19 protein-coding genes are annotated in these 23,115 nt (G+C 66.8%); 11 read left to right on the top strand and 8 right to left on the bottom strand.

Annotated elements, in window-relative coordinates; all coding sequences use genetic code 11:
• Positions 1 to 14: 14 nt before the first annotated feature.
• From ACIBG8_RS20870 to ACIBG8_RS20855, 4 genes are all read right to left on the bottom strand, one after another.
• A complete protein-coding gene (locus ACIBG8_RS20870) occupies positions 15 to 158 on the bottom strand; it encodes a hypothetical protein (protein ID WP_397344512.1) in 144 nt (47 codons plus the stop codon).
• Positions 159 to 163: 5 nt separating this feature from the next.
• Positions 164 to 358 (bottom strand): DUF397 domain-containing protein, encoded by a 195-nt coding sequence (locus ACIBG8_RS20865; protein ID WP_397344511.1) that lies wholly within the window; start codon positions 356 to 358, stop codon positions 164 to 166.
• Between the two features lie 375 nt (positions 359 to 733).
• Positions 734 to 946 (bottom strand): DUF397 domain-containing protein, encoded by a 213-nt coding sequence (locus tag ACIBG8_RS20860; protein WP_397344510.1) that lies wholly within the window; start codon positions 944 to 946, stop codon positions 734 to 736.
• 230 nt (positions 947 to 1,176) lie between these two features.
• Positions 1,177 to 2,064, bottom strand: coding sequence for a helix-turn-helix domain-containing protein (locus ACIBG8_RS20855; protein WP_397344509.1), 888 nt, complete (start codon positions 2,062 to 2,064; stop codon positions 1,177 to 1,179).
• Positions 2,065 to 2,370: 306 nt separating this feature from the next.
• Here ACIBG8_RS20855 and ACIBG8_RS20850 point away from each other — a divergent pair, with 306 nt between their 5' ends.
• The 5 genes from ACIBG8_RS20850 (at position 2,371) to treZ (ending at position 9,172) form a co-directional block, all read left to right on the top strand.
• Entirely contained in the window at positions 2,371 to 2,583 is a 213-nt protein-coding gene (locus ACIBG8_RS20850; RefSeq protein WP_397344508.1) for a hypothetical protein, read from the top strand.
• Positions 2,580 to 3,131 (top strand): hypothetical protein, encoded by a 552-nt coding sequence (locus tag ACIBG8_RS20845; RefSeq protein ID WP_397344507.1) that lies wholly within the window; start codon positions 2,580 to 2,582, stop codon positions 3,129 to 3,131. Before ACIBG8_RS20850 ends, ACIBG8_RS20845 begins: the two co-directional genes overlap by 4 nt.
• A gap of 77 nt (positions 3,132 to 3,208) precedes the next feature.
• Positions 3,209 to 5,302, top strand: coding sequence for a glycogen debranching protein GlgX (glgX, locus tag ACIBG8_RS20840; RefSeq protein WP_397344506.1), 2,094 nt, complete (start codon positions 3,209 to 3,211; stop codon positions 5,300 to 5,302).
• Entirely contained in the window at positions 5,295 to 7,454 is a 2,160-nt protein-coding gene (gene treY, locus ACIBG8_RS20835; RefSeq protein ID WP_397344505.1) for a malto-oligosyltrehalose synthase, read from the top strand. Before glgX ends, treY begins: the two co-directional genes overlap by 8 nt.
• Before the next feature lie 23 nt (positions 7,455 to 7,477).
• Positions 7,478 to 9,172 (top strand): malto-oligosyltrehalose trehalohydrolase, encoded by a 1,695-nt coding sequence (gene treZ, locus ACIBG8_RS20830; protein ID WP_397344504.1) that lies wholly within the window; start codon positions 7,478 to 7,480, stop codon positions 9,170 to 9,172.
• Here treZ and ACIBG8_RS20825 read toward each other — a convergent pair.
• The 4 genes from ACIBG8_RS20825 to ACIBG8_RS20810 are packed head-to-tail and all read right to left on the bottom strand — an operon-like array spanning position 9,162 to position 14,752.
• Positions 9,162 to 10,871 carry an ABC transporter family substrate-binding protein gene (locus ACIBG8_RS20825; protein WP_397344503.1) on the bottom strand — a complete coding sequence of 570 codons (1,710 nt, stop codon included), beginning with the start codon at positions 10,869 to 10,871 and terminating at the stop codon, positions 9,162 to 9,164. The genes treZ and ACIBG8_RS20825 overlap by 11 nt on opposite strands.
• A gap of 10 nt (positions 10,872 to 10,881) precedes the next feature.
• Complete coding sequence (locus ACIBG8_RS20820; protein ID WP_397344502.1) at positions 10,882 to 12,960, bottom strand: dipeptide ABC transporter ATP-binding protein; 2,079 nt, start codon at positions 12,958 to 12,960, stop codon at positions 10,882 to 10,884.
• Entirely contained in the window at positions 12,957 to 13,796 is an 840-nt protein-coding gene (locus ACIBG8_RS20815) for an ABC transporter permease (RefSeq protein ID WP_397344501.1), read from the bottom strand. Before ACIBG8_RS20815 ends, ACIBG8_RS20820 begins: the two co-directional genes overlap by 4 nt.
• Positions 13,796 to 14,752, bottom strand: coding sequence for an ABC transporter permease (locus ACIBG8_RS20810; protein ID WP_397344500.1), 957 nt, complete (start codon positions 14,750 to 14,752; stop codon positions 13,796 to 13,798). The genes ACIBG8_RS20815 and ACIBG8_RS20810 overlap by 1 nt, the downstream gene beginning before the upstream one ends.
• A 748-nt stretch (positions 14,753 to 15,500) precedes the next feature.
• On the opposite strand from ACIBG8_RS20810, the gene ACIBG8_RS20805 reads away from it, so the two are divergent.
• The 6 genes from ACIBG8_RS20805 to ACIBG8_RS20780 all read left to right on the top strand — a co-directional run.
• A complete protein-coding gene (locus ACIBG8_RS20805; protein ID WP_397344499.1) occupies positions 15,501 to 17,234 on the top strand; it encodes an ABC transporter family substrate-binding protein in 1,734 nt (577 codons plus the stop codon).
• A gap of 228 nt (positions 17,235 to 17,462) precedes the next feature.
• Positions 17,463 to 18,935, top strand: a complete 1,473-nt coding sequence (locus ACIBG8_RS20800) for an ABC transporter permease (protein WP_397344498.1) — start codon at positions 17,463 to 17,465, stop codon at positions 18,933 to 18,935.
• A gap of 10 nt (positions 18,936 to 18,945) precedes the next feature.
• Positions 18,946 to 19,908 (top strand): ABC transporter permease, encoded by a 963-nt coding sequence (locus ACIBG8_RS20795; protein ID WP_397344497.1) that lies wholly within the window; start codon positions 18,946 to 18,948, stop codon positions 19,906 to 19,908.
• Positions 19,908 to 20,999, top strand: a complete 1,092-nt coding sequence (locus ACIBG8_RS20790) for an ABC transporter ATP-binding protein (RefSeq protein ID WP_397344496.1) — start codon at positions 19,908 to 19,910, stop codon at positions 20,997 to 20,999. Before ACIBG8_RS20795 ends, ACIBG8_RS20790 begins: the two co-directional genes overlap by 1 nt.
• Entirely contained in the window at positions 20,996 to 21,988 is a 993-nt protein-coding gene (locus ACIBG8_RS20785; RefSeq protein ID WP_397344495.1) for an ABC transporter ATP-binding protein, read from the top strand. Before ACIBG8_RS20790 ends, ACIBG8_RS20785 begins: the two co-directional genes overlap by 4 nt.
• A gap of 173 nt (positions 21,989 to 22,161) precedes the next feature.
• The coding region (locus ACIBG8_RS20780; protein WP_397344493.1) for a hypothetical protein at positions 22,162 to 23,115 on the top strand (954 nt) is incomplete at its 3' end.

Below are 23,115 nucleotides of genomic sequence, written 5' to 3'. Positions count from 1 at the left end.
CCATGGGGCGGTGGTCAAACCTCGTCGAACTCGCCTGCTTTGACCGCGGACACGAATGTCAGCCACTCCTCAGTGCTGAATGTCAGCGATACGCCCTGTGCGTTACGGATCACGACGGCGCCATCCTGCTCGGTCACCACGACGTTTTGTCGCTTCATGCGGGCTAGCTCGCCTTGATGCGCAAGATGAACGCAGCCCACTCCGACCTCGAGAAGGCCAGTAATGGACCGTCGGGAGCTTTGGTGTCTCGCATGACGACGAGCTCGCCGGGGAACGCGGCCACCGCGACACAGCTGCCATTGTTGCAGCGTGCGGCTACTCTCCACGCTATGGGTTCGCCTGCGTGTGCTGAGGACATTCTGTTCTCTCCTGAGGCTTCGAGCCGGGGGCCATCCGGGGTGGATCGCGCCGCCCGGGTGCGACCGTCTCTCAAGGTCGAATGTAGACAGGGTGAAGAACGGTGACCTCGGTGTCCCCGCTGGCCCGCGCCCGCGTCGGGCCGTATGGCATGTCGCCCCTGTCGCACGCGTGCTCGACATCCCGATTGATGGCTGGTGGGGGCCTCATGCGCTACCTCCCGCTGGGTCGGCTGTAGGCATCGCGCCCCGTGATTTTACCCCGACTGGTCGTTTCAACCCCTTAGTGGAGAAAGTGATGGGGCTGATGAGATAGGGAAATGCGGCAGGGGCAGACGATGACTCTCGCCTGCCCCGGGCTCTGCTCAGCGTAGCGGTTATCCACCTCGCTTGACGTTCTTAAGCTCCCCGACGAAATTCGCCCACTCGATCGGTTCGAATGTGAGGAAAGGGCCGCTTGTATTCTTGCCGTCGCGCACCAGGATGTTGCCCGATGAAAGCTCTGCGACTTCTACGCAAGTCCCGTTATTGCAGAAGCTGGCTTTGCGCCATTGTGGTAGTTCGCTGCTATGCGTCGCATGTATCGGCATGCTCTCTCCTTCTATCGCGCCCGTTGGGCCGACCGGACGCGCTTGCCGACGAGAGCGGAGGGCTGGGCGGGATCCCTTGTCGGACCAGGCGGCCCGAGAGCATCAGAGCGTACCATCTGGCACTCAGCAACGCCCGTTAACAAAGAGGATTCGAACCCTGCTTCCCGGCCATCTCGCCTGCTGTGATGGATTTGTCCGATATGTGATGCCAAGCTGTGATCAAGAGGCTTCTATTGGCTAGTCGGCGCCTGTGATTCGTTGTATTGTTGTGCAAATTCCATTGCCTTCGCTCTGATCATTTCTATTGACTGAGTTGGATTTGCGGCTGCGGCGCGCAAGTGGTCAATAATCTCTCTGTAACGCTCTATTCTCGCCCTACTTGGCCCATAGTCCTCATGGGTTTCGCCTCCCATCGAGTCTTCCGTGAAAAGCGTGTCAGATATATCTGCGTCCTGCGGGAACCTGAGCATTCTGAATGCTGTGTCGAATCCCATGTGCGCGCCCACAGTGAAGGGAATCACCAAGACATTCACTTGAGGGAGCTCTGCCAGGGATGTCAGCTGCTCCAATTGGTCGGCCATGACCTGCAGCCCCCCGACATGCCGGTGCAGAACCGACTCGTCGAGCAGAACCCAGTAGATTGGCGGATGTTGCCTGTACAGCAACTCCTGGCGCTTCATGCGGCCCTGAGTGCGGCTTTCGAGGACCTCGGGATCGATGCGCGGCAGGTAGCCCTTGAAGATGGCCCGTGCGTAGCCCTCGGTCTGCAGGAGGCCGGGGATCGTCGTTGTCTCGTACTCGATGATCTCGCTGGCCTCTGATTCGAGGCCGATCATCTGGCGGAAGTCGGGGTCGTCGTGGTCCAACCACCACTCCCGCTTCCTTGACTCTTTGGCGAGCTTCAGCAGTTCCGCCTCCGGCACGCCGTAGAGCTTGCAGAGCGCGCGAACGTCGCGTGGGCTTGCGATGCGCTTGGCATTCTCGATGCGGCTCACCTGGGCTGGAGAGAGCAAGATCTGCTCGGCAACCTCCGCCAGGTTCAAGCCGCTTTGTTTGCGCAGTTCGCGTAGGCGGTTGGCCAGCTGGCGCTGACGAAGGGTGGGGTTCGCGTCAGCCACAGAACGTCCTCTCCGCTACTTGTCGCGAGCGTACCGCCGCAGCAGTCTCTCGCGCGGGCGGTTAGGAAATCGTCACCGGCACGTTCCTTTGGTAATTGCCATAGGCATGTGGCAAACCGGGTAAAGGCATCGCAAAGGGAAGGAGGCCCCGATGTCCGTCAGGGTGCCGAGACGAAGCGGGGTCGATGTAGCCGCATCGACCCCGCTGGATGATCATCCGCCGCCACGCAAAGCGAAAGGACAATCACCATGGATGTTAGCAACGTAGCCATTCAGCGACGCCTCCGTATACCGGTCCGTCGCCTTATGGTTACGCTCCTGCACCTCCTCGATCGCTGGGCCTTCGACGAGCTCGACCGTCGCGCCCGCGAGCAGGGCTGGGAGGTCCGGCGTCCCGCGCCGCTCATGCGGGTCTACCGCAACTCCAACCTCGGCCTCTGCAAACACTGCCTCGGGGAGGGGTTCACCAGGCGAGGCATCTGCCACGGGTGTCTCGGGTCGGGGAGGGGGCGGCCGTGAGGGATCGCCGCCTGCTGGACGAGCTCAATCGTGCAACCACCCCCATCGCACGGCCCAACCCCCTGGTCGTGGTGTGGCGGTGGCGGTATGAGATCGGGCTGGTCGTGCTCGGGCCGGTCCTCGTCTACGAGCTGGTCGTCAGCGTCGGGCCCGTCTCCTGGTGGGCGGCGACGGTGCCGGTCGCGATCGTCCTCTGGCCGCAGGCGCGGTCCGAGGCGTGGGGGCGGATCCGGTGCGTGGCCACCGCGCACCGGATCCGGGTGGGGTTCGTCGAGGGGTACGTGGTCAACAGGCGCGGCAGGATCCCGGCGATCCTGTGGTGCGCGCCCGCGGGGTTCGGTGAGCGGGCCTGGGTGTGGTGCAGGGCCGGGATCACGGTGACCGACGTCCGGGAGGTGGCCGAGGTCATCGCCTCCGCCTGCTGGGCCAGCGAGGTGCGGGTCCTGCCGCACGAGCGGGCGCCGCACTGGGTGCTGTTAGAGGTCGTACGGCGGGGCAGGGCCATGGGCGCCGAAACGTCGGCGAGAACGCACTGCCCCTGGCCGTGAGGGAAGACGGCGGGTGTCTCTAGGCACCCGCCGAGGACTGGGCGAACATGGGGCATATCGCTAAGGGAGCCGCCCCGATGATCGACATATGGCCCGGAGACCCCTATCCGCTCGGTGCCACCTACGACGGTGCCGGTACGAACTTCGCCCTCTACACCGAAGCTGCCGACCAGGTTGAGTTGTGTTTGTTCGACGAGGAGGACCAGGAGACCAGGGTCTCGCTCACCGAGATCGAAGGGTTCGTCTGGCACGGGTATCTGCCGGGTATCGGTCCTGGTCAGCGGTACGGGTATCGCGTGCACGGGCCCTACGATCCGGCCAACGGGCAGCGGTGCAACCCGGCCAAGTTGCTGCTCGATCCCTATGCCAAGGCTGTTGAAGGAGCGGTGCGCTGGGATCAGGCCGTCTATGGGTACACCTTCGGGGAGCCGGAGAGTCGTAATGACAAGGACTCGGCGCCCTATGTGCCGCGGTCTATCGTGATAAATCCGTTCTTCGGGTGGGGGCACGACCGGCCGCCGGCTACGCCGTACCACGACACCGTGATCTACGAGGCGCACGTCAGAGGGCTCACCATCGCCCACCCCAAGATCCCGTCAAAGATCCGCGGCACCTATGCCGCCCTCGGGCATCCGGAGATCATCGATCACCTGACCGGGCTCGGGGTGACGGCGCTGGAGCTGATGCCGGTCCACCAGTTCGTCACCGACGACATCCTGGAGCAGAAGGGCCTGTCCAACTACTGGGGCTACAACTCCATCGGCTTCTTCGCCCCGCACAACGCCTACTCCAGCCAGGGCCAGCGCGGCGGCCAGGTGCTGGAGTTCAAGGCGATGGTGAAGAACCTGCACGAGGCGGGCATCGAGGTCATCCTCGACGTCGTCTACAACCACACCGCCGAGGGCAACCACCTCGGGCCCACGCTGAGCATGCGCGGCATCGACAACGACGACTACTACCGCCTCGTCGACGACGACCGCCGCTACTACCTGGACACCACGGGCACCGGCAACAGCCTGCTCATGCGCAGCCCGCACGTCCTGCAGTTGATCATGGATTCGCTGCGCTACTGGGTCACCGAGATGCACGTGGACGGCTTCCGCTTCGACCTCGCCTCCACGCTGGCCAGGGAGCTGCACGAGGTCGACCGGCTCAGCTCCTTCTTCGACCTGGTCCAGCAGGACCCGGTGCTCAGCCAGGTCAAGCTCATCGCCGAGCCGTGGGACGTCGGCCCCGGCGGCTACCAGGTGGGCAACTTCCCGCCCAGGTGGACGGAGTGGAACGGGCAGTACCGCGACACCATCCGCGACCTGTGGCGCGGCGAGCCGGCGACGCTGCCGGAGTTCGGCAGCCGCCTGACCGGCTCCAGCGACCTCTACCAGGACGACAGCCGCCGCCCCGCCGCCTCGATCAACTTCGTGACCTGCCACGACGGCTTCACCCTGCGCGACCTCGTCTCCTACAACGGCAAGCACAACGAGGCCAACGGCGAGGACAACCGCGACGGCAACGACGACAACAGGAGCTGGAACTGCGGGGTCGAGGGTCCAGGCAACCTGGCCGTGGAGTCGCTGCGTGAGCAGCAGAAACGCAACTTCCTGACCACGCTGTTCCTGTCCCAGGGCGTGCCGATGCTGAGCCACGGGGACGAGCTCGGCCGTACGCAGCGGGGCAACAACAACGCCTACTGCCAGGACAACGAGCTGAGCTGGGTCGACTGGTCGGACGTCAGGGAGAACTGGCTGCTCCTGGAGTTCACCCAGCGCCTGGCCAAGCTGCGCCGCGACCACCCGGTGTTCCGGCGCAGGCGGTTCTTCTATGGCAGGCCGGTCAGGGGGCTGAGCGACATCGCCTGGCTGACCCCGTCCGGAGATGAGATGACGGACTCCGACTGGAACGTCGGCTACGCCAGGTCTTTGGCGGTCTTCGTCAACGGCGAGGCCATCACCGAGCCGGACCGCAGGGGCAGGCGCATCGTGGACGACTCGTTCCTGCTGCTGTTCAACGCCCACCACGAGGGGATCAGGTTCACCATCCCGAAGGACTACGGCGAGATGTGGCTGACCGAGATCGACACCGCGATGCCCATCATCCTCGACAACCGCGTCTGCCGGGCCGGAGAGGGCGTCCAGGTGGCCGGGCGTTCCGTGCGGGTGTTGCGCCGTGTCTAGACCCGTTTCGACCTACAGGGTGCAGCTGACGCCCGACTTCGGGTTCCAGCAGGTGGCGGAGATCGCCTGGTATCTGCGGGATCTGGGCGTCACGCACGTGTACCTGTCGCCGATCCTCCAGGCGGTGCCCGAGTCGCGGCACGGCTATGACGTCACCGACCACTCGCGGATCAGGGCGGAGTTCGGCGGCGCCAAGGGGTTCAGGGAGATGGCCGACCAGCTCGCCGCGCACGATCTGGCGATCGTGGTGGACATCGTGCCGAACCACATGACCGTCCCCGTGCCCGAGTCCGGAAATATCCAGCTCTGGTCGGTGCTCCGTGACGGTACGGCTTCGCCGTACGCGAAGTGGTTCGACATCGACTGGGTCGACGGGACGGTCGCCATGCCCGTCCTGGGGGATGCGACCGAGCCGGTACGGGACGGTGACGTGCTGCGTTACCACGATCACGAGTTCCCCTACCCGGGGCACTACCGGCTCGTGGACTGGCGCGAGGGGCCGGGCTACCGGCGCTTCTTCGACGTCTCCAGCCTGATCGGGCTGCGGGTCGAGGACCGCGACGTCTTCGCCGCCACGCACGAGGTGATCTTCTGGCTGCTCGACGAGGGCCTGGTCGAGGGGTTGCGGGTCGACCATCCCGACGGGCTGGCCGATCCGCGCGGCTACCTGGCGCGGCTGCGGGAGCGCACCGGCGGCGCGTGGACGGTCGTGGAGAAGATCCTCATCGGCGACGAGCGGCTGCCGCAGGACTGGGCGTGCGACGGCACGACCGGCTACGAGGTGCTGAACCGCATCAACCGCCTGTTCGTCGACCCAAGCTCCAAAGACCAGCTAATCGCGCTATATGCGGAAATGACGGGATGGCCGACCGACTACCGCGAGGTCATGGTCCAGTCGAAGCGCGACGCCATCAGGTTGTTCTTCGGCGCCGAGGTGGCGCGCCTGGCCGTGGACGGGCCCGTCGAGGAGCTTCTCGTGGCCATGCCCGTCTACCGGGCCTACGTGGTGCCGGGGGAGGAGCCGCCGCCCGAGTCCGTGGCGATCGTCGAGGGAGCGACGCCTGACAGGGCCCTGGCCGAGCAACTGCTGTACGGCCCGCCCGAGCTGGTCACGCGCTTCCAGCAGACCTGCGGCCCCGTCATGGCCAAGGGCGTGGAGGACACCGCGCTCTACCGCTGGTTCCCGCTGGCCGGGCTGAACGAGGTGGGCGGCGAGCCGGACGCGTTCGGGCTGCCGGTCGAGGAGTTCCACGCCTACGCCGCCACGATGCGCCCGCACAGCATGACCACCCTGTCCACCCACGACACGAAACGCTCGGAGGACGTCAGGGCCAGGCTGGCCGTCCTGTCGGAGATGCCGGAAGAATGGGCGGATGCGGTGCGTGGGTGGTCGGCGCGGCTGTCCTTCGACCCGCACCTCGACTACCTGGCCTGGCAGAACCTCGTGGCCGCCTGGCCCATCTCGGCCGACCGGTTCGCCGACTACCTGCTCAAGGCCGCCCGCGAGGCCAAGACCCGCACGTCGTGGATGGACAGGGACCTCGCCTACGAGGACGGCCTGCGCGCGTTCGCCCACAGGGCCGTCGAGCTGCCGGTGGGGGAGTTCACCGCGGCCATCGACGGCTACGCGATGTGCAACTCGCTGGGGCAGAAGCTCGTCCAGCTGATGCTGCCCGGGGTGCCCGACGTCTACCAGGGCAACGAGACGACCGACTTCTCGCTGGTCGACCCGGACAACCGGCGGCCGGTCCAGTTCCCGAGGGTGCCCGTCACCGCTTGGGACGCGGCCAAGCTGCTGGTCACCAGCCAGGCGCTCCGGCTGCGCCGCAGGCTCGACCCGGCCGCGCCGTACCAGCCGCTCGTGATAGAGGACGAGCACGTGATCGCCTTCGCCAGGGGGACGGAGGCGGTGGTCGTGGCGACCCGCCTGCCCGTACGGCTGGCAGCACGCGGCGGCTGGGGCGCCACCACCCTCACCTTGCCTCCAGGCCACTGGCGCGACCTTCTCGCGGGCGGCGTCTACACGGGTCGTATCCCGCTCGCGCATCTGCTCAACAGGTATCCCGTCGCACTCATGGAGAGAACCCGACGCAGTGAGTGGAGTGGAGGCCCGGCGGAGGAGGGACTCCGCGGAGCGAATGAGGAGTGGTGAACGACTCGTGAGCAGGGAGAGACATGATCTTTGAGGTCTGGGCACCCAGGGCGTCGCTGGTCGAGTTGCTGGTCGCAAGCGAGCGCAGAGCCATGGCCGAGGCGGGCGGGTGGTGGTCGGCCGACGTGGCGGAGGCCGCGCACGGCTCGCCGTACGCCTTCTACGTCGACGGCGACGGGCCGTACCCGGACCCCCGCTCGCGCCGCCAGCCGGAGGGGATCTTCGGCCCCAGCGCCGTCTACGACCATGCCCGCTTCACCTGGAGCGACCACGAGTGGACCGGACGCGACCTGCGCGGCTCGGTCATCTACGAGGTGCACATCGGCACGTTCACCCCCGAGGGCACCTTCGCCGGCGCGATCGAACGGCTGGACCACCTGGTCGAGCTCAGCGTCGACTTCGTGGAGATCATGCCGGTAGCGCCCGTGCCCGGCGGGCGCAACTGGGGGTACGACGGCGTCGACCTCTACGCGGTGAACGAGACGTACGGCGGGCCGGACGGCCTGAAGTCCTTCGTGGACGCCTGCCACGGCAAGGGCATCGGCGTCATCCTCGACGTCGTCTACAACCACCTCGGCCCGTCGGGCAACTTCCTGCACCCCTTCGGCCCGTACTTCTCCGGCGTCCAGGGCAGCTACTGGGGCGAGGCGGTCAACCTCGACGGCCCGGGCTCGGACGAGGTGCGCCGCTACTTCATCGGCAACGCCGTCCAGTGGCTGCGCGACTACCACGTCGACGGGCTGCGCCTGGACGCCGTGCACGCGCTGCACGACAGGCGCGCCACCCACCTGCTGGCCGAGCTGGCCGACGAGGTGGACGCGCTGGCCTGCACGCTGGGCCGGCCGCTGACGCTGATCGCCGAGTCCGACCTGAACGACCCGCGCATGGTCACCCCGCGCGAGGCGGGCGGGCTGGGCATGACCGCGCAGTGGAACGACGACGTGCACCACGCGCTGCACGTGGCGGTGACGGGGGAGACGCACGGCTACTACGCCGATTTCGCCGGATCCCTGGTGAAGGCGCTGACGCAGGGGTTCGTCCACGACGGCACGTACTCGTCCTTCCGCGGGCGCACGCACGGCGCTCCCGCCAGGAACGTCCCCGGCTACAGGTTCGTCTGCTGCCTGCAGAACCACGACCAGATCGGCAACAGGCCCCAGGGCGACCGGATGAGCGTGGCCCAGCTCAAGCTCGGCGCGGGACTGCTGCTGACCTCGCCGTACACCCCGATGTTGTTCATGGGCGAGGAGTGGGGCGCGCGCTCGCCGTTCCTCTTCTTCACCGACCACGTGGAGCCGGCGCTGCGCGACGGCGAGGGGGAGCGCAGGCGGCGGGAGTTCGAGGGGTTCGGCTACGAGTGGTCGGCGCCAGAACCGGGCGACGAGGAGACCTTCCAGCGCTCGAAGCTGGACTGGGGCGAGCTCAAGGAGGAGGAGCACTGGTCGCTGCTGGCGTGGTACCGCGACCTGATCGCCATGCGCAAGGCGCTGCCCGAGCTCACCGACCCCCGCATGGACAGGGTGTCGGCCGAGGAGCGTGACGGCTGGCTGGTCGTACGGCGCGGGCCGATCCGGGTGGTCGCCAACCTCGGTCTCGACTCCGTCGTGGTGCCGCTGGAGGCGGCGGTGCTGCTGGCCTCCGACGAGGCGGTGCAGCCCGTCGGCGACGGGCTGCACCTGCCTGGTCAGAGCCTGGCGATCTGCAGGACTACTTGGTGAAGCCGATGTTGAGGTAGTCGTAGTTGGCGAAGCCGAAGGAGCCGAAGTTGACCAGCTTCTTCTTCACCGCCACGGCGCCCGGGTACTGGTAGAGCGGGAAGGTCATGACCTGCTCCCAGATGAGCTTGTCGGCCTGGCTGACCAGGTCGGCGGCCTTGGCCGGGTCGAACTCGGTCGAGGCGGAGAGCAGCAGCTTGTCGATGTCCGCCGAGCCGCCGCGGCCGTAGTTCTGGCGGATGTTGTCCTTCTCCGGCGTACGGAAGATGCTCAGGCTCGACGACACCGGGAACGGCGTGCCGCCCCAGCGGAACGCGGTGATGTCGAACTTGCCGGTGTTGACGTAGTCGGTGAAGAACTTGTCCAGCGGCACGGTGTCGATCGTGACCTTGGCGCCGACCTCGGCGAGCATGGTCTGGGTGATCTCGGCCTCCTGCTTGGAGTTGGCCACGCCGGCCGGGATCATGAAGTCGATCGTGAGTTCCTTGCCGTCCTTCTTGCGGAACTTGTCACCCTGGGCCAGCTTCCACCCGGCCTCGTCGAGCATCGTCTTCGCCTTGTCGGGCTGGTACGTGCCCCACTCGGAGGAGTTGTCCTTGTAGCCGGTCTGGGTGTTGAGGAAGATGTGGTTGCCGACCGTCTGGATCGGCCAGTCCAGGCCGTTGAGGTCGGCCTTGGCGACCGCCTCCCGGTTGATGGCCAGCGCGATGGCCTGCCGTACCTTCAGGTCCTTGAACAGCTCGCTGACCGTGCTGAAGGTGAAGTGCCGGTAGTCGGGCGTGTTGGCCTTGCGGATGTCGGCGTCGGCGACGGCCTTGGCCTTCTCGTAGTTCGCCACGTCGGAGCCGATGGTGAAGAAGTCGATCTCACCGTTGGCGAAGGCGCCCGCCTGGGCGGTCAGGTCCAGGGCCCGGTAGACGATCTTGTCGAGCTTGGCCGGCTCGCCCCACCACTTGGGGTTGCGGATGAACGTGGCGGTCTTGTCCGTCTTGTCGATCTTGTCGAGGATGAACGGACCGGCCGAGACGAGCGGCTTTTCCTTCCACAGGTTGTCGAAGGCGTCCGCGTCCTTGGTCAGCGCGGCGGGGACCAGGAAGTCGAACATGCCCTTCCAGTCGGGGTAGGGCGACTTGTAGGTGGTGACCACCTCGAACTCGTCCTTGCCCTGGGTCACCGAGTCCATCAGCTCGTAACCCGTGGTGCTGACCACGCGGAACTTCTCGTTGCTGCCGTTCTGCGCCTTCCACATGCCGATGTAGTCGGCCGCGGTGATCGGCTTGCCGTCGCTCCAGACCGCCTTCGGGTTCAGCGTGTAGGTGACCGTCTGCTTCGGCGTGGTCTCGAGCTTCGCGTCGAGCACGAAGTCCTTGTCCATCGTCGGCTCGGCCTTGTCGTTGAACAGGAACGGGTGTGAGACCGTTCCACCGAGCAGGTCGTTCAGGTCACCGGTCCAGCCGTCGAAGTGGCTGGGGTTCCACTGCTCGGGCATGGACGAGATCGGCCACGTCATCGTGCCGCCGTCGGCCACCTGGTCGCGCGGCGTCGGCTTGAGATCGCTCGCGGGGATGGCCATTGCGGCTGCCGACGCGCTGGGGTTGGCAGAAGGCTGCTGTGCGGCCTTCTTCTCCTTCGCGCCAGCGCAGGCGGTGAGGGCGAGCGAGAGCGCCGCGACCCCCGCCACCACACGGAACTGCACCTTCATGGAGGGCTCCTTAACCAATGGGGGATGGGATGACCGAGGTCTCCTCGGCGTAATGACAGGCTGCTCCGTGATCGTCACGGACGGTCCTGACCAGGGGCTCCTCGTCCACGCAGCGGTTCTGCTCCTCGGCGGAGAGTTGCTGGGCGAACTTGGGGCACCGGGTGCGGAACCTGCAGCCGGAAGGTGGGAAGGCCGGGCTCGGCAGGTCGCCCTCCAGCAGGATCCTGACCCGCTCGCGTTCCTTGGGCGGGTCGGGGATCGGGATGGCGGACAGCAGAGCCTGGGTGTAGGGATGGGCCGGCCTGCCGTACACCGAGCGGGTCTCGCCGATCTCGGCGATCCTGCCCAGGTACATGACGGCCACCCGGTCGGCGATGTGCCGCACGACCGACAGATCGTGCGCCACGAACAGGTAGCTCAGGTTGAGCCGGTTCTTGAGCTCCTCCAGCAGGTTGATGACCCCCGCCTGGATGGAGACGTCGAGCGCGGAGACCGGCTCGTCCAGGACGAGCACCTTGGGCTCCAGCGCGAGCGCCCTGGCGATGCCGATGCGCTGGCGCTGGCCGCCGGAGAAGTGCTGCGGGAAGCGCGAGGCGTGCTCGGGGGACAGGCCCACCAGTTCGAGCAGCTCGGCGACCTTCGCCCTGACCGCGTCCTTCTTGTGGCCGTGGATGACCAGCGGCTCGGCGATGATGTCGCCGACCGGCATGCGCGGGTCGAGCGAGGCCATCGGGTCCTGGAAGACGATCTGCAGGTCGCCGCGGAGCCCGTGCCTGTCCCTGCGGCTCATCGTGGAGCTGTCCTTGCCGAGCACGACGATCTTGCCGCCCTGCGGCGGGGTCAGCTGCATGATCTGCTGCAGCGTGGTCGTCTTGCCGCAGCCGGACTCGCCGACCAGGGCCAGCGTCTCGCCCTCGGCGATCTCGAAGTCGATGCCGTCGACCGCGTACACCGTGCCGACCCGGCGCTTGAGAATCGCGCCCTTCATCAGCGGGTAGTGCCTGATGAGGTTGTCGACCTTCAGGACCGTGGTGCGCTCCTCCCTGGGCAGCCGGGCGACCGGCGGCGCGGGCGGGAGCTCGGGCAGCGGGTAGACGTCGAGCGCGGTGAGGCCCTGCGACTCGATCTCGCGCGAGCGGATGCACGCGGCGTGATGCCCGTTCATCCCCACCCGGACCAGCTCGGGCTCCTCCTCGGCGCACATGTCCACAGCCATCGGGCAGCGCGGCTGGAACGGGCATCCCGGCGGCAGGTCGGACGGCGAGGGCGGGTTGCCCTCGATCGGGATCAGCGGGCGCCGCTGCTGGTCGCCCTCGTCGATCCTGGGGATCGACGACAACAACCCCATCGTGTACGGCATGCGCGGCGTCGCGTACACCGTGTCCACCTCGCCCTGCTCGACGGGGCGCCCGGCGTACATCACCAGCACCCGATCGGCCAGTCCGGCGATCACCCCGAGGTCGTGGGTGATCATCACGATCCCCGCGCCGGTCTCCGCCCGCGCCGTCTTCAGCACCTCCAGAACCTGGGCCTGGATGGTCACGTCGAGCGCGGTGGTCGGCTCGTCGCAGATCAGCACGTCGGGGTCGTTGGCGATGGCCATGGCGATCATCGCGCGCTGCCGCATGCCGCCGGAGAACTCGTGCGGGAACGACTTCGCGCGCACGTCAGGATGCGGGATGCCGACCAGGTCGAGCAGCTCCACGGCGCGCTTGAGAGCGACGCCGCGGGACACGCCCCTGTGGATCATCACGGTCTCTGCGATCTGGTAGCCGATCGAGTAGACGGGCGTGAAGGCGGACAGCGGGTCCTGGAAGATCATGCTGATGCTCTTGCCGCGGACCTTGGACAGCTCGTCCGTGGACTTGCCGAGCAGTTCCTTGCCGTGCAGCAGCACCGAGCCGCGCACGGCCGCCGCCTTGGGCAGCAGCCCCATCACGGCCAGCGAGGTGACCGACTTGCCCGACCCGGACTCGCCGACGATGCCGAGGATCTCCCCGGCCTCGAGGTCGAAGCTGACCCCGCGGACGGCGTGCACCTCACCGGGGAAGCTCACGGCCAGGTCCTTGACGGACAGGACAGGACTCACGTGGTGCTCCCAGGGTCGATCGCGTCGCGCAGGCCGTCGCCGATCAGGTTGATCGCCAGGACGAGCAGCAGGAGCATCCCGGCGGGGAAGGCGAACAGCCAGGTGTGGGTGGTGGCCTTGTAGGTGCCGTCGGCGATGAGCGTGCCCAGGGACACGTCGGGCGGTTGCACGCCGAACCCGAAGAACGACAGCCCCGTCTCCGCCAGGATCGCCAGCCCCACGCCGAGCGTGACGTCGATGATCAGCAGCGAGGACACGTTCGGCATGACGTGCTTGAACAGCACCTTCGGCGCCGAGGCCCCCATGTAGACGGCCGCCTGGACGTACTCGCGCTCGCGCAGCGACAACGTCATGGCCCTGACCACCCGCCCGGTGACCATCCAGCTGAACACCGCGAGCAGCACGACCAGCCAGAGCCAGGAGGCCGTCTTCAGCCGCGGCGCCAGGATCGCGATGATCAGGAAGCTCGGCAGGACGAGCAGCAGGTCGGTGCCCCACATCAGGATCCGCTCCACCCACCCGCCGAAGTAGCCGGCGAACCCGCCGACCACGGCGGCGAGCGTGGAGGAGATCACGCCGACCAGCAGGCCGATGAGGATCGACTTCTGCAGGCCGCGCAGCGTGATGGCGAAGACGTCGCCGCCGATCGAGGTGGTGCCGAAGGGGTGCAGGTCGGAGGGGGGCGCGAGGAAGTTCTCGAAGTCCTTCTCCGTCCAGTCCCACAGGGAGAAGTACGGCCCGATGAAGGCCAGCCCGAGCAGCAGGGCGAACAGGACCAGGCCGGCCACGGTCTCCCGGCTGCGCAGGACCCGGCCGAGGACGATTCTCGAACGCATCAGTTCACCCGCACCCGTGGGTCGAGCGCCGCCACCAGGAGGTCGGACAGCAGCGCGGCGAAGACGACGCAGATGGCGGCGAACAGGCTGCCTGCCACGACGGAGTTGATGTCCTGCGCCTGGATGGAGTCGACGAGGAACGCGCCCATGCCGTGCCAGCCGAAGATCTTCTCCACGAAGATCGAGCCGGTCAGGATCGTTCCGAAGCTGAAGGCGAAGTAGGTCGCCGTGGGGATCAGCGAGGTGCGGAGCGCGTGCTTGTAGAGGGCCGTGCGCTGCGACAGGCCCTTGGCCAGGGCGGTCCTGATGAAGTCCTGGTTGAGCGTGTCGAGCATCATGTTGCGCTGGTAGCGGCTGTAGAAGGAGATGCCGATCAGCGCGAGCGTGAGCGTCGGCAGGATCAGGTGGTTGAGCCTGTTGCCGAGCTCGCCCAGGAAGGTGAAGTCGCGCGACGGGTCGAACTCGCCGGTGAACTCCAGCACCTTGCCGCCCATCGCGGCGTTGAACTTGGTCGCCAGGATGATCAGCACGGTCGCGATGACCACCGTGGGCGCGGCGAGCAGGACGAACGAGCTCACCGTGATGGCGCGGTCGGTCACACCGTACTGCCTGACCGCGCTGAGCGAGCCGAGCAGGACGCCGGCCAGCACGCCGACGAGGGTGCCTGCCAGCAGCAGGCGCAGGCTGACGCCCGCCCTGCGGGCGATCTCGTCGTTGACGGAGCCGCCCTGCCAGGTCTTGCCGAAGTCTCCCTTGATCGCGCCCGCCGCCCAGGTGGCGAAACGCTGGGGGACCGGGGTTTTGTCGTTGATGTTGTATTTGTCCAGCGTCGCCTCGACCACCTGTGCGGGCGGGGGAGGGTTGCGCTGCATGTAGTTGACTCTTGGGACCAGGACGGACGCCGCGAGGAAGTAGGTAGCTCCCACGGTGACTGCCAGCAGGAGGAGCTGACTCAAGATCCTTTTGAGGAGGTAGCGCCCCATATCACCGGATCCATAGTTGTGCTTGGGTTGGGTCATCGAAGGCTATGGAGTGCCGCGTAACAGGTCGCCCACGCCTCCATAACAACCCAGCGTCAGAGCTTGTAAATGTGACGGATGCATGACACATCGGGACATGACTGAGTCGATAATTGGTTGAACGGTGACACGATGTGGTGTATGCGGCTCGGCTGACCAGCCTCCCCGGCGCGGGACAACTGATCATGCGACCGTGATCACGCAGCGTTATCGTAAAACTTTGTCCGGATTCTGTGACATTGACGGTTCCAGGACCTGGGACAACGTGGTGGTGGTTGAGGGGTGTTTCCCCTGGTCGAGGCCGTTTACGGGGGGTTTGTCACAAGATGGTGATCTACCGGTCGGTGATATGACCGTTATAGTCAATCATTGCTGACTGTTACATTTTGCCCGGTAGTCTGCGCATGGCCGTCACGACTACGTCAAGTGCTATCTCATGGCGTAAGACGGCCTCTTCGTGGCGGGGGCGGATCTCCAGGAGGGGCCCCCGTTCAGCTCGAACGGAGGGTGATGGGCAAACTCCTGTTGCGCAGGACGACGGACAACGTGCTCTTGGGGGCGGTCGCGGCCAGGCGACCATACAAGGCAACCCGTGACTCGCTGCAGGGCTTCCCCGCTCGCCCCCTCCGCGTTTGGCCCACACCCGTGTGGGCTTCTCACCGCTTCACCCCTAAGGAGCACGTCCGTGCATTTTTCCCGTAGGACCACCAGCGTGCTGGCGGTCGCCGCAGGAGCCTCCCTCCTGCTGACGGCCTGTGGTGGCAACTCCGCCACGCCGCCGGCCGCGACCTCCTCCTCGTCCTCCTCCACCGGCACCGCTGCCGCGGGCGGGACGATCACCCACGCGTTCGAGCAGCCGATCTCCTCCTACAACGGCCAGACGGCCGAGGAGTACTCCTCGAAGAACCACATCGTCATGAACCAGGTTCAGCCGGACGTGTGGTTCTACAGCCCCGAAGGCGGCACCGGCCGTAACACCGAGATGGCCACCTACGAGAAGGTGTCCGACAGCCCGCTCAAGGTGAAGTACACCTTCAACCCGCAGGCTGCCTGGTCCGACGGCGCCTCGATCGGTTGCGCGGACGCGCTGTTCACCTGGGCAGTGGCCTCGGGCAAGTTCCCCGAGTTCTCCTACATCAGCACCACTGGCTGGGACCAGGTGAAGATGCCGGAGTGCAAGATCGGCGACAAGGAAGTCACCCTCGAGTACAGCGGCGTCTTCGCTGACTGGGAGGCCCTCTCCGTCGTCCAGCTGCCGCCGCACATCGTGGCCAAGCAGGGTGGCATGACCATCGACGAGATGGCCGACGCGATCCGCAAGGGCGAGCACGACAAGCTCAAGAAGGCCGCCGAGTTCTTCAACAAGGGCTGGATCTTCAACGGCAAGCTCCCGGACAAGGCGCTCATCCCGTCCTCCGGCCCGTACATGCTCGACTCGTTCGCTGACGGCCAGTCGGTCACCCTGGTCGCCAACGACAAGTACTGGGGCACCAAGGCCAAGACGCCGAAGATCGTCATCCGCTTCATCGCCCAGGACCAGCAGGTCCAGGCGCTGCAGAACGGTGAGACGAACATCATCGAGCCGCAGTCCAACCCCGACATCGTGGCTCAGCTCGAGGGCCTGCCCGGCGTCACGGTCAAGACCGGTTCGCAGTTCCTGTACGACCACCTGGACTTCAACTTCGACAAGGGCCCGTTCAAGGACCTGAAGACGCGCCAGGCGTTCGCGGCGTGTGTCCCGAGGCAGCAGATCGTCGACAACCTGATCAAGCCGCAGGACCCCAACGCCACGACCATGGACGTGCGTAACCTCGCGCCGTTCCAGCCGGGCTACAAGGAGGCCGTCGCGGCCGCCGGTGGCGACAAGTTCAACACCGTCGACGTCGCCAAGGCCAAGGAGCTGCTCGGCGGCAAGAAGGTCAAGGTCCGCATCGGCTACAACCAGCCGAACCCCCGTCGTACCCAGGTCGTCGAGCTGATCAAGGCTTCGTGTGACCAGGCCGGCTTCGAGGTCACCGACACCGGTTCCGAGAAGTTCTTCGACGACGCCGGCGACCTCGCCAACGGCAACTTCGACATCGCGCTCTTCGGCTGGGCGGGCTCCTCGCTGGTCAGCGGCTGGCCGTCGACCTACACCAGCCCCCGCAAGTGCACCCCGGCCCTCAAGGGCAACAACAAGGGCTGCTACTCCAGCCCCGCGGCTGACAAGCTCCTCAAGGAGATTCTCAAGACCACGGACCGCGCCCAGCAGCTCGAGCTGACCAACCAGATCGAGAAGATCCTCTGGGACGACCTGGCCACCATCCCGCTCTACTCGCAGCCGCTGCTGACCGCGTGGAACGAGAAGGTGACCGGGGTTCAGCAGAACCCGAGCCAGGCCTCCGTGACCTGGAACATGCAGCAGTGGGCGATGCAGTAAATCGCACCACCTGATGCGGGGCCGGACGACTGCAGTCCGGCCCCGCATCGCAGCGAAAAACCCTCAACGATCGTTTACGCCCGTCGACAACCGAGCCCACGAGGCTGCTCGGCGAGCCCGGCCCTCCGGACAGCGCCAGCCAACCCCCGCCGTGGACGCCCGGAGGCCCGTTACCTGCAGGAGGTCGGGGAATTGCTTGTATTCATCGCGCGTAGGCTAGGCATTTCGGTGCTGGTCCTACTGGCTGCGACGTTCATCGTGTACGTACTGACGGCTCTCTCCGGAGATCCGCTCCAGGACCTGCGCGAGCAGAACACGCCCCAGGCAGTGAGCCAGATGGCGGCGCGATCAGCGGCGCTCCACCTTGACCTCCCCATCCCCGTCCGCTACTTCAGCTGGCTGGGCGGTGTTTTCCAGGGCGACCTGGGCGTGAACAGGGACGGCAACTCCGTCGCTGCTCTCCTCGGCGGCGCGATGACCGCCACCCTGCAGCTCGTCATCGTCGCGACCGTGCTCGGCGCGGTCATCGGCATCACGATCGGCATCATCTCGGCGCTGCGGCAGTACAGCACCTTCGACCATGGCATTACTTTTATCGCGTTCGTCTGCTTTTCGCTTCCGGTTTTCTGGGTGGCGACGATGCTCAAGCAGTTCGCCGCGATCGAGTTCAACGACTGGTTGCGTGATCCGTACATCCCCAACGTGATCATCGCCATCGTCTCGGTGTTCGCCGGTGCGGTGTGGGCCTCGATCTACAACGGGCCGCGCAAGGGCAAGCTGATCGCCTTCGGCATCGGCCTCGGCGTGACCGCCGTGATCCTCTACGCGCTGTCGGTCACCCGCTGGTTCGCCGACCCCGGGCTCGGCTTCCCCTTCATCCTGGTCGTGTCGCTGCTGGTCGCGGCGGGCCTGACCGCCCTGATCGCCGGTCTCGAGAACCTGCAGCCCATGTACGCCTCGCTGGCGGCAGCCGGCGTCGGCGCGCTCCTGTACTACCCGCTGCAGTCGATGCTCAACGACCCCAGCGTCCTCACGCTGCTCGGCCTGCTCGCCCTCACCGTGGCGGTCAGCGCCGGCCTCGGCTGGCAGATCGGCGGGCTCCTGCGCCGCCAGGCCATGCCGCTGGCGATCATCAGCGGCGTGTTCACCGGTGCCCTGATCTTCATGGACCGGTTCCTGGGCGCTTGGGACGGCTACGCGGCCATGGTCCACGGGCGCATCGTCTCGACCATCGGCTCGCAGACGCCCAACTTCCAGGGCGACTTCTGGCAGACCTCGCTCGACTCCTCGATGCACCTGCTGCTGCCCACGATGGCGCTGATCCTGGTCGGTCTGGCCAGCCACTCGCGCTACAGCCGGGCCAGCATGCTCGAGGTGATGAACCAGGACTACGTCCGTACGGCACGCGCCAAGGGCCTGCCGGAGCGGACGGTCGTCGTCAAGCACGCCTTCCGCAACGGACTGATCCCCATCACCACGATCGTCGCCGGCGACTTCGCCGGTGTCGTGGGCGGTGCGGTCATCACCGAGCAGGTCTTCGGCTGGCGCGGACTGGGCTCCATGTTCTCCGTGGGACTCAAGAACGTCGACCCGATGCCGGTCATGGGCTTCTTCCTCGTCGCCGGCACCGCCGTCGTCGTGATGAACATGCTCGCCGACATCGCCTACGCCTACCTCGACCCGCGCATCCGGCTGTCCTGAGGGAGCATCGATGACACTCAACACAGAACAGCCAGCCGCGGCCTCCGAGTCCGCCGCTCAGGGCATGACCGTCGTCGCCCGCACGCAGGCGCAGCTCGTCCTCCGCCGGTTCTTCCGGCACAGGGGCGCGCTGGTCGGCATGGTCCTCTTCCTCCTCGTCTTCCTGCTCGCCTTCACCTCGATCGGCTTCGGCCCGATCCCGGGCTGGTGGGACAAGCCGTGGACGGGCAGCGGCACGCTGCTCAACCGCGGCAAGCCGACGCTCAGCCTGTGGCCGTTCAGCCTCGGCGAGCACCCGTTCGGCCAGGACAACATCGGCAAGGACTACTTCGCGCTGACCATGCGCGGAGCCCAGATCTCGATCATCGTGGCGATCACGATCGGCATCGTGGCCACGGCCATCGGCACCGTGCTCGGCGCCATCGCCGGGTTCTACCGCGGCAGGGTCGAGGCCGTCCTCATGCGCTTCACCGACGTCATGATCACCATTCCGGTGCTGATCATCGCGGCGGTCGTCGGCAAGATGGCCGGCAACCTCGGCCCGTACTTCATGGCCGTGATGCTGGGCCTCATCACGTGGACCGGCGTCGCCCGCCTGGTGCGCGGCGAGTTCCTGTCGCTGCGTGAGAAGGAGTTCGTCGAGTCCGCCAGGGCCGTCGGCACCTCCTCCAAGCGGATCATCTTCAAGCACATCCTGCCCAACACCCTCGGCGTCATCATCGTGAGCGCCACGCTGGCGATCTCCTCGGGCATCCTGCTCGAGACCGCCATCTCGTTCCTCGGGTTCGGCGTCAAGTCCCCCGACACCTCCCTCGGCCTGCTGATCACCGACTACAAGAGCGCGATGATCACCCGACCGTGGCTGTTCTGGTGGCCAGGAATCTTCATCATCCTGATCGCGCTCTCTGTCAACTTCATCGGCGACGGCCTGCGCGACGCCTTCGACCCTCGACAGAACCGGGTGCGTGACTGATGACTGACTCCCAGAACGCTCCCCACCTGGGGATGACGGTCGCCGACTCCAAGGGGCCGGGCAAGGCCGAGGTGCTCAGGGTCGAGAACCTCCAGGTCAACTTCCCGACCGACGACGGCGTGGTCAAGGCCGTGCGCGGCGTCTCCTACACCGTGCACGAGCGCGAGGTGCTCGGCATCGTGGGCGAGTCCGGCTCGGGCAAGTCCGTGTCGTCCATGGCGGTCATGGGCCTGCTGCCCAAGAGCGCCAGGATCAGCGGCAACATCTACTACCGCGGCGACGACATGCTCAAGATGAGCGGTCGCAAGCGGCGCTCGCTGCGCGGGCGCAAGGTCGCCATGGTCTTCCAGGACCCGATGACCGCGCTCAACCCCGTGCACACCATCGGCGACCAGCTCGCCGAGGCGGTGCTCGCGCACGAGCTCATCCCGCGCAAGGAGGCGCTGGCCCGCGCCAAGGAGATGCTCGACCTCGTCGGCATCCCGCAGGCAGAGGCCAGGCTCAAGTCGTACCCGCACGAGTTCTCCGGCGGTATGCGGCAGCGCGCGATGATCGCCATGGCGGTCATCAACAACCCGGACGTGATCATCGCCGACGAGCCGACCACGGCGCTCGACGTGACCGTCCAGGCGCAGATCCTGGAGAAGCTGCTCGAGGTCAAGGACGCCGTCGACGCCGCCATCGTGCTCATCACGCACGACCTCGGCGTCATCGCCGGCATGGCGCACCGCGTGCTGGTCATGTACGCCGGCAAGCCGGTGGAGATCGGCGACGTGGACACGGTGTTCAACCAGCCCCGCATGCCGTACACCGCGGGTCTGCTCGGCTCCATCCCGTCGCTCGAGACCTCCAACAGCGGACGGCTGCGCCCGATCAAGGGAACCCCCCCTTCCCTGATCAACATCCCGGCCGGCTGCCCGTTCTCGCCGCGTTGCCCGCTGGCTACCGACGAGTGCCGTACGGCGGAGCCGATGCTCGAAGGCGTCGACGCGGCCGATCACTACGCGGCGTGCCACCACTGGCGGAAGGTGGCGGACGCACCGGATCCCACCGCGTTCTTCCGCACTGACACGGGGGTTGCCAACCCATGAGCGAGAAGCTTCTCGAAGTATCCGACCTGGTGATGAACTTCCCCGTGCGCAGCAACGGGCTGTTCCGCCGGGTGGTCAGCCAGGTCCAGGCGGTCAGCGGGGTCTCGCTGCACGTCAACAAGGGCGAGACGCTCGGCGTCGTGGGCGAGTCCGGCTGCGGCAAGTCGACCACCGGGCGGGCCATCCTGCAGTTGCACAAGCCGACCTCCGGGTCGGTGCTGTTCAACGGCAAGGAACTGACCGGGCTGACCGGCAAGGCCATGCAGGCCGTACGGCGGGACATGCAGATCGTGTTCCAGGACCCGTACGCCTCGCTGAACCCGAAGATGCCGGTCAACGACATCATCGCCGAGCCGCTGAAGGTCCACGGGCTGTGGGCCAAGACCGGTCCGTCCCGTGTCGCCGAGCTGTTGTCGCTGGTGGGGCTCTCGCCGGAGCACGGCAACCGGTACCCGCACGAGTTCTCCGGCGGTCAGCGGCAGCGCGTCGGCATCGCCCGCGCGCTGGCTCTGGAGCCCCAGCTCCTGATCCTGGACGAGCCGGTTTCGGCGCTGGACGTGTCCGTGCAGGCCGCGGTGGTGAACCTGCTGGAGGACCTGCAGGACGCGCTGGGCCTTTCGTACATGTTCATCGCCCACGACCTGTCGGTGGTGCGGCACATCTCGGACCGGGTCGCGGTGATGTACCTGGGCAAGGTCGTCGAGACCGGCCCCCGGGACGACCTGTACGACCGGCCGGCGCACCCTTACACGCAGGCGCTGCTGTCGGCCGCGCCGACGGCCAACCCTGAGGAGGAACGGCGGCGCGAGCGCGTCATCCTCACCGGGGACGTGCCGTCGCCGCTGGACCCGCCGAGCGGGTGCCGGTTCCGCACGCGGTGCTGGAAGGCGCAGGAGATCTGCGCGACGGAGGAGCCTCAGCTGGTGGACCGGGGGAACGGCCACCCGGTCGCCTGCCACTTCGCCGAGGTGAACAGCCGCGTCGTGTAGCCCCGTTTGTCCAGTGAAGCCCCGACCTCTTTGGTCGGGGCTTCACTGTTTCCCGGGCGCTTTTCCACAGCCCCCACCCCTTCCCTCCCCGTTGTCCACAGAGCCCCATTCGGCCCCCCAACCCCCACCCCACCTTCCCCATCCTGGAACCCCACCTCGCCAAGGAGCCCAGGATGCCCATCACCCTCCCCATCCCGCCGGAGCTGACCACCACCTTCATCGTCCCCATCACCAAGACGCCGCAGGCCAACGACAGACTGCTGCCATGGCGCATGGGCCGCCCCTTCAGACGCACCGCCATGAGATCCTTCGGCACCCCACGCCTGACCATCACCCACAACAAGTCCCCGTGGCGTCCCAAGGGCATCAACCTCACCGACGAGGACCGCAGAGCCCTGCGCCGATCCCGCACCCACGTGATCGTCTCCAGCACGGCCCCGCCCAGCGCCCAACCCACCTACGCCCAGATGGCCAGGGCCGCGGCGAGAGCGATCGCGGAAGACTGCGAAGGCCTGGTCATAGACCCGATAGCCGGGGGCAGCGTCTTCAGCTGCACCGGCTGCGACGGCGAACGCGCCCAGTTCCGCCTGGGCGACGACTGGCTCGGTTGGGACGTGGAAGTCCACAACGACGCCACCTGCCCACCCTGGAACCCGGCGGAGACAAGAACCTGCACCTGCCTACGCGTGACCTCCCGAGGTCTGCGCAGGTTCGCCCTGCCCGAGATCACGTTGGACGGTGCGGCCTGCGCCCACAACCTGTGCGCGATCACCCTCCTGCGCACAGTGGCCCAACGCCTACTGACCGACCACCTGGCCTACCTGAGATCCCACCCGACCGCCCGATCCAGGACGATCAGCGACCACTTGCACGTGCAGTCCGCCGACCAGGCCCATTTCTGGGGCGAACCCAACACCACCCAATCCCCACCCTTCACCGTCCACCTAACCCCCTACCCCCCACCCCCAACCCCCGCCCGCCCCATAACCCCAACCACCAGGTGCACCCCCACACCCACCCCAACGACCCCGCCCACCCCAACGACCCCGCCCACCCCAACGACCCCGCCCACCCCAACGACCCCGCCCACCCCAACGACCCCGCCCACCCCAACGACCCCGCCCACC

Source organism: Nonomuraea sp. NPDC050556 (genome assembly GCF_044457355.1).
Taxonomy (GTDB): Bacteria; Actinomycetota; Actinomycetes; order Streptosporangiales; family Streptosporangiaceae; genus Nonomuraea.
Note: the sequence above shows the minus strand (reverse complement) of the source record. Positions and strands in the feature narration are given on the sequence as shown.

Coding starts and splice junctions, on each gene's coding strand:
- ACIBG8_RS20870 (WP_397344512.1), bottom strand. CDS start 158: ATGAAGCGACAAAACGTCGTGGTGACCGAGCAGGATGGCGCCGTCGTG.
- ACIBG8_RS20865 (WP_397344511.1), bottom strand. CDS start 358: ATGTCCTCAGCACACGCAGGCGAACCCATAGCGTGGAGAGTAGCCGCA.
- ACIBG8_RS20860 (WP_397344510.1), bottom strand. CDS start 946: ATGCCGATACATGCGACGCATAGCAGCGAACTACCACAATGGCGCAAA.
- ACIBG8_RS20850 (WP_397344508.1), top strand. CDS start 2,371: ATGGTTACGCTCCTGCACCTCCTCGATCGCTGGGCCTTCGACGAGCTC.
- glgX (WP_397344506.1), top strand. CDS start 3,209: ATGATCGACATATGGCCCGGAGACCCCTATCCGCTCGGTGCCACCTAC.
- treZ (WP_397344504.1), top strand. CDS start 7,478: ATGATCTTTGAGGTCTGGGCACCCAGGGCGTCGCTGGTCGAGTTGCTG.
- ACIBG8_RS20825 (WP_397344503.1), bottom strand. CDS start 10,871: ATGAAGGTGCAGTTCCGTGTGGTGGCGGGGGTCGCGGCGCTCTCGCTC.
- ACIBG8_RS20815 (WP_397344501.1), bottom strand. CDS start 13,796: ATGCGTTCGAGAATCGTCCTCGGCCGGGTCCTGCGCAGCCGGGAGACC.
- ACIBG8_RS20795 (WP_397344497.1), top strand. CDS start 18,946: ATGACACTCAACACAGAACAGCCAGCCGCGGCCTCCGAGTCCGCCGCT.
- ACIBG8_RS20790 (WP_397344496.1), top strand. CDS start 19,908: ATGACTGACTCCCAGAACGCTCCCCACCTGGGGATGACGGTCGCCGAC.
- ACIBG8_RS20785 (WP_397344495.1), top strand. CDS start 20,996: ATGAGCGAGAAGCTTCTCGAAGTATCCGACCTGGTGATGAACTTCCCC.